Genomic DNA, 12,148 nt, shown 5'->3' on the forward strand with positions numbered 1-12,148 from the left:
CACACCGGTGTCCGTAATATCCCGGAAAACCGCCGCCCGCGTTCGTCAGCCGTTTACTTTGTCGTGCAACTTGCCGGATACGCTAACCACCACTTAGGCCTCTCGCGGGCAATGTTCCCCGCCAGATTGGAGGGGTTGGCCCCGGGGCCTTCAGGAATCGTGCAGTCGAGCATCGGGCGTACATTCGCGGCGTTGAGTGCCACCAACGAAGCGATCCTGTACGCGAAATCACCAGAAGAATTGTACGGCAAGGTCTGCGAAGCCGCGTTCTCGAGCGGGAGCTTCCTGGCCGCGACCGTGTTTTTGCTGGAGCCGGATACCGGTCTCCTGAAGTTCGCGGCCGGCTTCGGCGACGATGTCGCGCGACTACGCAGTATCACCATTTCCGCGATCGCCAACACCCCGGAGGGAGAAGGCGTCGCCGGCCGGGCGTTCCGCGATCAGAACGCCTGCGTCGCCAACAACTATGTCAACGACGCCCGTTCGGCCGCCTGGCGCAACGGTGCCGCGGCGGCCGGCGTCGGCGCGGCGGCGGCCCTGCCGCTGGTCTGCAACCGGCGCAGCGTCGGCGTCTTCATGGTGACGCGGCGCGAGGCCCAGTCGCTGGGCGAAGAGATCGTTTCGCTGCTGGAGCGCATGGCCGCGAACGTGTCCTTCGCGCTCGATAATTTCGACCACGAAGCCTCGCGCAAGAGCGGTGAGCGGGCGACGCGGCGGCTCAACCGCATGTTCGGTGCCATCAGCGCCACCAACGAAGCCATCCTGCGCGCCAAGACCGAGCAGGAGCTGTATCAGCTCGTGTGCGATGCCGCGGTTTTCAGCGGAAAGTCCTTCGCCACGGTGGTGCTGCTGGCCGAACCCGACACGCACTGGTTCGAGCCCGTCGCCGGCACCGGCGAGGCGCTCGACCTGATCACGCAGACGCGCTTCTCGACCGATCCGGACAACGTCTACGGCAAGGGGATTTGCGGCGAGGCGTTCCGGACCCAGCGGCCCTGCGTTGAGCACGATATCCCGATATCGATGAGCCCGTCGCATATGCCGATCGGCGGCAGCGGCCTGATGGCCTGCGTCGCGCTGCCGCTCACCCGGTTCGGCAAAAGCGTCGGCGTCCTGATCTTCTTCACCGGCAATTCCTGGGCGCGTGACGAGGAGATCATCGCGCTGCTTGCGGGGATCGCCGAGAATGTCTCGGTCGCGCTCGACAATTTCGGCCGTGCCACCGAAAAGGCCAGGGCCGACGCCGAGCGCGAGCGGCTGTCGCGGATGTTCGCGGCGCTGAGCGCGACCAACGAGGCGATCATGCGCGCGAGATCACGGCTCGAGATGTTCGAGCTGGTCTGCGCGGCGGCGGCGCATGGCGGCGGATTCAACTCCACCAGCATCCTGATCGCGAAGCCCGGCGACGATTTCCTGGAGATGATGGCGGTCGCGGGACCGACCGCGGCAAATGCGCGCCGCCTCAACGTCTCGCGCAGCGAGGCACGCCCCGAAGGGCGCGGCGTCTGCGGCCGGGCGTTCCGCTCCCGGCGCGCCTGCATCAACAACGATTTTCTGGGCGACGTCGCCAGCAACCCCTTCCGCGACGTCATCGACCGCGAGGACGCGCGATCGGGCGCGGCATTCCCGCTGATCGTCGACGACGAGCCGGTCGGCGTGATGCTGTTCATCTCCGCCAAGCGCAACACCTTTTCGCCCGAATTCGTCGAGCTGTTGCAGCGCCTCGCCGACAACGTCTCCTATGCGCTGGGCAGCTTCGATCGCGCCGAGGAGAAGGTCCGCACCGAGGCGCAGAAGGAGCGTCTGACGCGCATGCTCGCGGCTCTGAGTGCGACCAACGAGGCGATCATGCGGGCAAAATCCCGCAGCGAACTGTTCGATCTGGTCTGCGATGCCGCGGCGGTCGGCGGCCAGTTCGTCTCGGCAACGATCAGGCTGGTGCGCCCCGGCGAGGTCTTCCTGGACAATGTGGCCGCCTCGGGCCCCGACCGGGTGCGGGCCCGCGAGGTTCAGCTGTCGGCCGACGCGACGCGTCCGGAGGGACAGACGCTGACCGGCGTTGCGATCCGCACGCGCAGGCCCTGCATCAGCAACGACTATCTCAGCGATTTCGGCCCCGAATCGCACGTCTATCCGGCCGCGCGCGACAGCGGCAGCAAATCGGGCGCAGCCCTGCCGCTGCTCAAGAACGGCGAGGCGATCGGCGCGCTGGTGTTTCTCTCCAGCGAGTTCGGCACCTTCAGCCCGGAGATGATGGCGCTGCTGCAGCGGCTTGCCGAGAACGTGTCGTTTGCGCTGGCCAATTTCGATCGTGCCGACGAGAAGGCGCGGGACGACGAGCAGAAGGAGCGGCTGTCGCGGATGTTCGCGGCGCTGAGCGCGACCAATGAGGCGATCATGCGGGCGAAGTCCCGCGCCGAATTGTATCGACTGGTCTGCGCGGCGGCGGCGACCGGCGGCAAGTTCACCTCGACCACGATCGCGCTGGCGCAGACCGGAAGCGACTATCTGCGGATCGTCGCGATTGCGGGGCCGGCGGCGGAGGGCGCGCGCCAAGTGACGCTTTCGACCAGCGAGGCGCACCCCGAGGGGCGCGGCGCCTGCGGCCGGGCGTTCCGCTCCGGCAAGGCGTGCATCATCAACAACTATTTTGCCGATCCCGAGACCGCCGCCTTCCATGAGCGCGCCCGGCTCGATGGAACGCAGTCCAGCGCCTCGTTTCCGCTGATCGTCAGCGGGCAGGTGGTCGGGGTCATGATCTTCGTCGCGATCGACAAGGACACCTTCACGCCGGAGTTCGCCGAGTTGCTGCAGCGCCTCGCCGACAATCTGGCGTTCGCGCTTGAGAGCTTCGATCGCGCCGATGAGAAACACAAGGCCGATGAGCGCATCGAATATCTTGCCTCGCACGACAGCCTGACCAATCTGCCAAACCGCGAGACGTTCAACGAGATGCTGCATCACGCGATCTCGGCGGCGGATCGCCATCGCCGGCACCTCGCGGTGCTGTTCATCGATCTCGACCGTTTCAAGGTCATCAACGATTCGCTGGGTCACGAGGCCGGCGACCTGCTCCTGGTGGCGATCGCCGAGCGGCTGCGTGGATCGATGCGCGCGAGCGACGTGGTGGCGCGGCTCGGCGGCGACGAGTTCGTGGTGATCCTCGAGGAAACCGCCGAGCGGGACGACGTCGAGCGCATCGCCGGCGATCTTCTGGTTTCGCTCAGCCAGCCGCTGCAGCTCAGCGGGCACGAGTGCCACACGACGGCCTCCATCGGCATCGCGATGTATCCGGCCAACGGCTCCGACGCGCAGACGCTGACCAAGAACGCCGACATGGCGATGTACCTCGCCAAGGAAGACGGCAAGAACGGCTACCGCTTCTTCTCCAACGAAGTGAAGACGCAGTCGATCGAACGGCTGTCGCTCGAGAGCGCACTACGCCGCGCGCTGGAGCGCGAGCAGTTCTCGCTGAACTACCAGCCCAAGGTGGACATGGGGACCGGCCAGATCACGGGGGTCGAAGCGCTGCTGCGCTGGGCTCATCCCGATCTCGGCAGTGTCTCGCCGGCGCAATTCATTCCGCTTGCGGAGGAAACCGGGCTGATCGTGCCGATCGGCCGCTGGGTGCTGAATGAGGCCTGCGCGCAAGCCATGGCCTGGCAGCGCCGCGGCCTCAGGGCCGTGACGATGGCGGTCAACCTTTCACCGCGGCAGTTCGGCGATCCGAATTTGCTCGACGACATCGACGCGGCGCTGGAGGAGAGCGGCATGTCGCCGGCGCTGCTCCAGCTCGAGGTCACCGAAAGCATGGTGATGCGCAACGTGACGCGCGCGGTGCGCGTGCTCGACGCGATCCAGAATCGCGGCATCCGCCTCGCCATCGACGATTTCGGCACCGGCTATTCGTCGATGTCGCTGATGAAGCACTTTCCGATCGACACCATCAAGATCGACCGCTCCTTCGTGCGCGACCTGCCGCAGGATTCGGAGGATCAGGCGATCGCACAGGCGATCATCAGCATGGGCAAGGCACTCGGCATGACCGTCGTCGCCGAAGGCGTCGAGAACTCCGAGCAGCAGGAATTCCTGCGCGCCCATGCCTGCGACGAGATGCAGGGTTTCCTGTTCAGCCGCCCGCTGCCGCCGCGCGATCTCGCCGAATTGTTGAAGCCGTCGCAGGCAGAGGCGTCACCGCCGTTGCAGCCGTCGCTGGATGGCGAGGCGACCAGCGAGGCCGGGCCGGATCTAGGGCGGAAACGCGCTGTCGTCTGACGGCTGTACGGGCAGGTCGCGAACGTCGGAATCTGTGGATGCGACCTTGCGCGAGAAATCATAGGGCCACGGCAGGATGTCCTGGCCGGCCAAGCTCTGGCGCAACACAAGGGCAGCTTCCGCAAAGCGCGCGCCGTCGGGCAGGCGGAACTGGCGGCTCCAGGCGGATGGCAGCGGTTCGGCGGCATCGCGCATCTCGAATGCCGGCCCCCACCACCAGGCCGGCGCGGGCGGCCGTTCCGGTTCCGGAATGGCGCGCCAGCGCACGAACTCGTCGACGATGCGGGCAAATTGCAGCTTGGCGGCGGGATGCATCGAAGGCCCTTCCTTGGGCCGGGATGATAGCATCGCTCCCACCTCGCGCAACGCGGCTATTGGCGGCCGTGCTGCCAATGCGTCGTCACATCGGAGCCCGATTTGTTGAGGTGGACATGCTGGTCGACATGATCGACCCAGGACAGCGGAATGAAGTGATGGTGCTGACCGTCAGGCGAGCTTTGCTTGGTCAGCTTGATCTTGTCGGTGCCTTCCATGTGGTCGACCTTGCCGACGGTTTTCTTGTCCGACGAGATCACATCCATATGTTCCCGAATGTCGGCAGCGTTTGCCATGCGTCATCTCCTCGTCATGCTGATGGGGATGAAACGCCGCCTGGATGCAAAGGTTGCTAGCCGGTTCCGGCTACTTCTGCTCGACCTCGGTCGCGGTGGCCGGGCCTTCGCCCATGATCAGCAGCACGGCGTCCTCGTCCTTGGCGCCGTCCCAGTGCACCTGCTTGCCGAAATGGGTGACGAAGCTGCCGGCCGGCATCGCCACGGTGCCGTGATCGGGATCGAATTTTGGACCCGAGCCGACCCACCAGGTGCCCTTGAGCACCACGATGTAGCGGTCGTTGGGATGGAAATGCGGACGGCTGAAGTGATTGCCCTTGGTCCATTTGGTGTAGACCATGTAGAAGCCGGGCTTCGAGGGATCGCCGACCACGACCGCATTCTGCGCGCCGCGTGCGTCGACCGGGCTCCAGGGAATCTGATCCGGCAGCTTGTAGGTGACGGCGGCCGGATTGAGCTCAGCCGCGGAGCTGACGCTCAGCATCCCGGCGAAGGCCAGCGGCATCATCAGGTATCGCCATGATCGGTTCGACGCCGTCATCGGTATGCTCCCAGATCGGATTTCTCGGGCGACTGCCGCGCCCGTATGCCGCGCAAGCTAGTCGCCCTCGCTTCCGCCGGGCAAGACGCGTCCGTGCATGTCTGATCTCAGGATTGCGACAGCGATCCGTGACACAACGCAGTTGCAATATGAAAAAGCATTTACGCCGCCGCAGACGATGATAGGTTGCGCGCCAACCAAAAGACGGGAGGATAACCTTGAAGAAGCATCTGTCGATACTGGCGGCGGGACTTGTGATCGGTGCGGCCGCGCTGCAATTTTCCACCGCCGCCTCGGGGGACGACGGCTGGGTCACGCTGCTCGACAGCTCCAAGAAGGGTGACTGGGACGAGGTCGGCAAGGCCAATTGGGCGATGAAGGACGGCGCGCTGGTCGCCGACAAGCTCGACGGCAAGGATCTCTCCTATCTCGTCAGCAAAAACCAATACAAGGATTTCCAGATCCGGGCGGAGTTCTGGACCGACGAGGATGCCAACAGCGGCATCTTCATCCGCTGCGAAGGCAACAAGGTGATCGACTCCAAGGTCTGCTACGAGGTGAACATCTTCGACAAGCGGCCGGACCCGACCTACGGCACCGGCGCGATTGTCGACGTCGGCAAGGTCGATCCGATGCCGAAGGCGGCCGGCAAGTGGAACGTCTACGAGATCACGGCGCAGGGGCCGCATTTCGTCGTGACGCTGAACGGCCAGAAGACCGTCGACGCCCAGGATTCCAAGCACGCCAACGGCTATATCGCGCTCCAGTATGGTTCGGGCGTGGTCAAGTTCCGCAAGGTGCAGATCAAGCCGCTCTGACGGCGTCGGTTGAGCGGGGCCTCGATCGCACTGCGACGAGGCCCCTCCTTATTGAGGAGCACTGTCGGTCGTAGAGACCTTCCGATCGTCGCCTTGCGTGCGCAGATGATGGCCGATCACGAGCCCGGTCAGGCACAGCAACAGCCCAAGTGCCGGCGGCGCAAACAGCGCCTCTTCCTGGAAGATGCCGTTCACCAGCACCACCATCGTGCCGAAGGCGGCGAGCCCCTGGATGAGGATTCCCGACGAGGCGTAGAGCCGCCAGGCCTTCAGCGCCATCGCCAGGAAGTAGCCAAGCGGCACCAGCGAGCCGATCCCCATCTGGTACAGCAGCACGCCGACGGCGCTCTCCACCGCGCCGTCCATCGTGCCGGCCGCCTGCGCGGCGTTCCAGTCGATCGAGAAATAACCTTCGGAGAGGTTGCCGCCGACGCCAAGTCCGCGGCCGATGGGATTTTGCCGAAAGCCGTCCCATCCGCCCATGAAGCCGATCACGTGGAAGTCGCCGATCTGGAGTCCGATATAGATCGCCGCGATGGCGTACAGCACGAGCCCGACCAGCGCGACGGCAAGGGTGACGGTTGCGCCGAGCAGCCACGTTGCCGTCCAGCCCAAGGCGACGAAGATGACCAGGATGAGCGCGCCTTTCACGCTACAGCAAATCAGCAGCGGGATCGCAGCCAGCGCCAGCCAGCGATATCCGACCGCGAACAGGAACAGGATGGAGAAGGCGATTCCGTAACCGAAGCTGATCGGGCTCATATTCGGTCCGAAGATGCGCAGCAACGACGAGAGGCCGAGGTCCTCGAACAACGGGCTGTTGAGAAAACTGAAACGGAAGCGATCGATCAGATCCACCGGCACCCTGCCGGTTGCGCGCATCTCGGCTTCCCAGGATCCGGAGCGGCTCGCCTTGAGTTCGTCGAAGTGCCAGAACGTGTAGCCGTTGGTGATGGAGAGCCAGAAATCGCGGAACAGCAGTTCGACATATCCGCAGACGATCAGCAGCGCGGCAACCGTCACCAGGAAGGGCGTGATGCGGATCTCGAAGGTTGCGGCCGTCAGCAGCGATAGCTGAAACAGAAACAGCGGCAGCGCTATGTTGCGCAGATAGACGAGGGCCGCGTGCGAATCCTGCGTGGCGCCGAGCAGGAAATACGCCGTCACGGTTGCGAGCGTGATCAACCCCCATTTCATGATCCGGTCGATCTCGGCGGAATGTTTCCGCTCGTGCAGCGCATAGAGCGCCAGCGTGACCAGCCACATCACCGCGATGACCAGGAAATTATAGCCCTTGACGAAATCCATCTCCTGCTCGGTCGTCATGTAGGACGACAGGATCGAAACGAAGAGGTTCTGGAAGAAGATGATGAAGATGGCGATCGACGGCGCGTAGGCCGGCACCGCGAGCACGATGGCGCAGCCGATCAGACTTTCGACGACGATCGCGAGTCCGGCGTTGGCCGCCTGCATGATCGGCGCGAATGCGATCGATGCCACGGCGATGCCGAGTGCAGGAATCAGATCGCCGGCCAACAGCGGCCGCGGGGCTATCTCTGCTCGCACAGGCTCTGACCTAACGTGACCGGACGTGTGGGTGCCACACCGCATCGTCGATCTAGCCGCGCATTGTGTAAGAACCGGTTAACCAGATGGGTCAGCGTGTCCCGAGCAGGGCCCTCAGCGCCTCGCGGTCGACCTTGCCAGTGACCGGGTCGGCGAGGCCGAAGCCTTGCGAGAGCTCCCAATGGGTCCAGCCCCAGCATTGTTGCCGGGCGTAGGCCGTCACGCCGGCGAGCCAGCGCAGCCGGCTGTCGCGCGGCGCTCCGGCCTTGAGCACACCGAATTCATTGATGATGATCGGCCGCGAATATTGCCGTTGCCAGGCGGCGGCAGGCTCGAGCCATTTGTCGATGCCGCGGTCGGGAATGGCGCGGTCCACCATCGCGAGCGCCTTGCGCTTGTCCAGCGCGGTGAGCTGATCCCGCAGCTGCTCAACCCTGGGATCGTCGGCGCGGACCGGATAGGGCAATCCGGTGACGTCGTGCAGCGGCTCACTCGGATCCCAATGGGCCTGATGGGTGAACACCATCGGATCATAGAAGTGGATGGCATAGACGACATTCGGATCGTCGAGCGGAGTGAAATCCGGCAGCGAATCCGCGCGCTGCCAGTTGACCGGACCGGTGACCAGCGTGGTCTGCGGCAGCAGGCCGCGAATGAAGCCGGCCAGTTCCCGGACTTCGCCCTGCCATTGCGCGGCCTCGACATCCGGCTCGTTCAACAGTTCCGCAAACACGCGGTCGGACGGATAGCGCTGCATGACCCGTGCGAGCTCGGTCCAGGCGCGCTTCATTTCGATCATCGCGCCGGGCGGATCGTCCTTGTGCAGCGCGTTGAAGCGCTCGCCGGAATGCAGATCGATCGACACCGCATAGCCGAGCGCGAGCAGGGTCTTGAGCGCCGCATCGACGGTGCGCAGGCGGCTGTCGATCTCCGCTTTCGCGGCGAAGCGCGGCATGACGAAGTCGGCGGGCACCGGCAGCCGGATGTGGGTCATGCCGGCCTTGCGCAGCTCGAGCAGCAGGCCGCGGGGCGGCGCCGACCGCGGATCGGCGATCCAGCCGTCGGCATTCACGCCGCGTGACAGCGCCTCGAGCCGGTCGGCCGGGACACCTTCGATCAAGGCGGGGCAGGCCCGCGCGGCGACCGACAGCAGAATCGACGCGCTGACCGCGAAGGCAAGGATCGATGGCCGCGTCATGACCGATCAGCGTGCGATGGCTGTCGCGGGATCGTGACGGGTTGCGGGGCGCTCACGAATATACTGCCTGTTGTGTTCGAGTCGGCCGGGGTTGCGGGCGTCGTCCGAAAGATAGCTCGGCCAAGCAACGATGCGGTAAAGACGTAACACGAAAATTTAACTTATGCGCCTTCGGCGACTGTCCACGAGAATCGCAAACGCAGCGTTTGGTCGCGACCGCGCCGTGCTGGCGCTGCGTCACTATCCGAAATTCTCGGCGCGGCTGAAGCAGGCGCTCGGCAAGGCGACCCCGTCGCGCGAAGAGGATTGAGCCGCCGGTGCGGCGCGCCGCTAAAGCGCGATGAGATTAGGTTGAATCGTCATCGCGCCTTAGCTCTTTGTTTGAGCATGATCTTTTCGGAAAACCGCTTCGCACTTTTCCGGATCATGCTTTAGATCCCTCGGACCACGCCCGGCTGGCCCGGTGCGCATTCCAGCGCAGCACGGTCCCAGTTCGCGTTGATGGCCGCGGCCTCATAGCTCGATTGCAGGAATTCGAGCAGCGCCTTGTCGGGGTCTGCAGCCGTCCGCATGGCGTCGTATGGCAGGATGAATTCGCCAAGCGCCTCACTGAAGAACGCAGCATCGGGCCGTACCGGCATGCTGCGATAGCCCGCGGGTTCCGGATAGGCGTAGGAATAGAATGCGGGATAATCGATCGCGCCGCCGCCCGGCCAGAAGCCGGCGCTGCTGACCTCGTGCGAATAGGCCTCGTGCGCCACCTCATCGGGCAAATGGGGCACGCCGCCGGGATGCCGCGGCGCGGTTCTGCCGGAAAACCGCGTCACCGCGAGATCGAAGCTACCCCAGAAGAAATGCACCGGGCTCGCCTTGCCGAGAAATCCGGTCCGGAATTGCTTGAACACGCGGTCGCAGTTCACGAGGATCCGGTGAAACCTGTGCACGGCATCCGCGTCGTAGGACGCATGCTGCGTATCCTGCGAGAACCGGATCGCATCGGCGACTTCGTTCGGTATCTCGTCAATGGCGACGTCGATGCCGAGGTCCTTCAGATTGGTCATGACCGCCGCGTAGAAGCTTGCGACCGATTGACCGGCCAGCGCGAATTGCCGTCCGGTGCCGTCGCTGGTCGAGATGCGCAGCATGTGATCGATGAAATCGAAGTCGATCTGGAACGTGCGATCGCCGTCGGGGATCGGCGAGGTCGTCAGCCCGCGCGCCGTGACATAGAGCGTGACGTGCCAGGAGTGATTGAGCCAGGGCGACTTCACCAGCCGGATCTTGCCGGCGATCTGGGTGAAGAGCTGGAGCGTGGCACAGCTGTCGCGCCACGCCGCGGTCGGCAGTTCCGGCCAGCGGGTCTTTTGTGTGTTGGTCATGACAAAACCTCTGGGCTGCGCGACGTACAGTGTTTCGGCTATCACGATTTGATCGCGATGACCTTGGGGAACCGATCCTCTCGTTCCGCGCGACGTGCTCTGGTCGGCGAAGCGCACCAACGCGCTTTGCCGTCAAACCGCATGTAGGTTAGTTCGCGGCCCAAGCTCCGCGGCCCTCACCGGCGGCATATCGTCGAGGGCGGCAATGCGGCGGTCAATCTCGCCGATGACGCGTTCCGAGAACGGCCCGAGGTGCATGTACAGCGCCATCAGCATCACGATGTAACGCAGCGCGCCCGGATTGGTCTTGGCGACGTCGACGAAGGTCTTCCAGAACGGCTCACGAACCTTCGGCAGCGCCCGCATGATCTTGTGTACGCTGTCGATGCCGCCAAGCCTTTTACGCACATCGCCATCCGGGAGATCGCGGCGCCGGTCGGACCGGTCGAGCATGGCTGCGAGACGCGACAGCCGTCCTGCATAGGCTGCCGGACTGTAGACGTGCCCGAGCACGGCCTTGTAATCGGCAAGGATGTCACGAAGCGGACGCTTGGTATCGAAATTACAGCCGAGCGTGCACTGATCGCCCGCCTGCTCGACGTTCATGAGGTCATGGCCCTGGTGCAAGCGGCCTTCCGCGGCCAACCGCCGTGTAAGCTGCGTCCCTGGCAGCGCATAAAGCAGTCCAACGATGGAGACTGGAATGCTCGCCTCCTCGATGAAGTCGATCATTGCCTGCCCCATCGAGCCATTCTCGCTATCGAACCCGACGATGAAGCCCGCGGTGACGAACATGCCGTAGCCGTAGATCTTGTGAATGCACTCGGCGATGTTGCGCCGGGTGTTCTGCTTCTTCTTCATCTGCACGAGCGTCTCGGGATCCGGGCTCTCGATGCCGACGAAGATCGCGAAGAAGTTCGCATCCTTCATTGCCTGCAACAGTTCGCTGTCGTCCGCGATGTTGATCGAGGCTTCGGTTGAGAACTCGAATGGATAGTCGTGGTCTTCCAGCCACGCTTTGAGCCGCGGCATCAAGGTGCGGAGGTTCTTCTTGTTGCCGATGAAATTGTCGTCGACGAAATCGACATGCCCGCGATAACCGTGATCGTAGAGTGCCTGCAACTCTGCGAGAATCTGATCGTTGGTCTTGGTACGCGGCACGCGGCCATACAACTCGATAATGTCGCAGAACTCGCAAGTGAACGGGCAGCCACGCGAATACTGCAAGCCGATGTATAGATAGTGATCGAAGTTGAGAAGATCGTAGCGAGGCATCGGGCTCAGCGTGACATCTATCTTGAATTTCTCGGCGATGAACACGCCTTTGCGTTCGCCGCTTTCCCAAGCGGCGATGAACTGCTCGATGACATGCTCGGCCTCGCCGATCACCTGAAAATCCGCGTCCGCGTAAAGATGCGGGCTCGAGGAGACGTCCGGTCCGCCGACACATACCGGCTTGCCGTGCCGGTGTGCGAGATCGATCAGGTGGAGAAAATCAGGCTGCTGGTTGAGCATGCCGCCGATCATGACAAGATCGGCCGAGTCGAGATCGGCGTCCGTCAAGGGCTCGGTGTTACGGTTGACAAGCCGGATGTCCCAATGCTTCGGCAACATAGCGGCGACGGTGATCAGGCCGAGTGGCGCCGTTGGATACTTCGCACCGACGAGTTCGCAGGCATCCGCATAGTTCCAAAACGAATTCGGAACGAACTTCGGATAGATCATCAGGACGCGGCAGGGAACCGTCATGTTGCTCCGGC

10 protein-coding genes are annotated in these 12,148 nt (G+C 63.8%); 3 read left to right on the forward strand and 7 right to left on the reverse strand.

Going from position 1 to position 12,148, the window contains the following annotated elements; all coding sequences use genetic code 11:
• Positions 1-159: 159 nt before the first annotated feature.
• Positions 160-4,275 carry a GAF domain-containing protein gene (locus RX327_RS06785; protein ID WP_317249830.1) on the forward strand — a complete coding sequence of 1,372 codons (4,116 nt, stop codon included), beginning with the start codon at positions 160-162 and terminating at the stop codon, positions 4,273-4,275.
• Here the strand turns inward: RX327_RS06785 and RX327_RS06790 are convergent.
• From RX327_RS06790 to RX327_RS06800, 3 genes are all read right to left on the reverse strand, one after another.
• Positions 4,249-4,590 (reverse strand): hypothetical protein, encoded by a 342-nt coding sequence (locus RX327_RS06790; protein WP_028332988.1) that lies wholly within the window; start codon positions 4,588-4,590, stop codon positions 4,249-4,251. The genes RX327_RS06785 and RX327_RS06790 overlap by 27 nt on opposite strands.
• A 56-nt stretch (positions 4,591-4,646) precedes the next feature.
• Complete coding sequence (locus tag RX327_RS06795; protein WP_050384253.1) at positions 4,647-4,886, reverse strand: DUF2171 domain-containing protein; 240 nt, start codon at positions 4,884-4,886, stop codon at positions 4,647-4,649.
• A 70-nt stretch (positions 4,887-4,956) separates the two neighbouring features.
• Positions 4,957-5,427, reverse strand: a complete 471-nt coding sequence (locus RX327_RS06800; RefSeq protein WP_244481944.1) for a cupin domain-containing protein — start codon at positions 5,425-5,427, stop codon at positions 4,957-4,959.
• A 218-nt stretch (positions 5,428-5,645) separates the two neighbouring features.
• Here RX327_RS06800 and RX327_RS06805 point away from each other — a divergent pair, with 218 nt between their 5' ends.
• Positions 5,646-6,245 carry a DUF1080 domain-containing protein gene (locus tag RX327_RS06805; RefSeq protein ID WP_028332990.1) on the forward strand — a complete coding sequence of 200 codons (600 nt, stop codon included), beginning with the start codon at positions 5,646-5,648 and terminating at the stop codon, positions 6,243-6,245.
• A gap of 48 nt (positions 6,246-6,293) precedes the next feature.
• Here the strand turns inward: RX327_RS06805 and RX327_RS06810 are convergent, their stop codons facing one another.
• Positions 6,294-7,781, reverse strand: coding sequence for a hypothetical protein (locus tag RX327_RS06810; RefSeq protein WP_050384252.1), 1,488 nt, complete (start codon positions 7,779-7,781; stop codon positions 6,294-6,296).
• Between the two features lie 121 nt (positions 7,782-7,902).
• Complete coding sequence (locus RX327_RS06815) at positions 7,903-9,009, reverse strand: glycoside hydrolase family 5 protein (protein ID WP_050384251.1); 1,107 nt, start codon at positions 9,007-9,009, stop codon at positions 7,903-7,905.
• Positions 9,010-9,172: 163 nt separating this feature from the next.
• Between RX327_RS06815 and RX327_RS06820 the strand changes: the two genes are divergently transcribed.
• Positions 9,173-9,319, forward strand: a complete 147-nt coding sequence (locus RX327_RS06820) for a hypothetical protein (RefSeq protein ID WP_157344531.1) — start codon at positions 9,173-9,175, stop codon at positions 9,317-9,319.
• A 121-nt stretch (positions 9,320-9,440) separates the two neighbouring features.
• On the opposite strand, the gene RX327_RS06825 is transcribed toward RX327_RS06820, so the two are convergent.
• Together RX327_RS06825 and RX327_RS06830 are read right to left on the reverse strand one after the other, a co-directional pair.
• Complete coding sequence (locus tag RX327_RS06825) at positions 9,441-10,388, reverse strand: DUF5996 family protein (RefSeq protein WP_050384250.1); 948 nt, start codon at positions 10,386-10,388, stop codon at positions 9,441-9,443.
• 132 nt (positions 10,389-10,520) lie between these two features.
• Positions 10,521-12,137: a B12-binding domain-containing radical SAM protein gene (locus RX327_RS06830; RefSeq protein ID WP_317249831.1), complete on the reverse strand. Its 1,617-nt coding sequence runs from the start codon at positions 12,135-12,137 to the stop codon at positions 10,521-10,523.
• Between the last annotated feature and the right edge of the window lie 11 nt (positions 12,138-12,148).

Origin of the sequence: Bradyrhizobium sp. BEA-2-5 (assembly GCF_032918025.1) — a bacterium.
Taxonomy (GTDB): Bacteria; Pseudomonadota; Alphaproteobacteria; order Rhizobiales; family Xanthobacteraceae; genus Bradyrhizobium; species Bradyrhizobium pachyrhizi.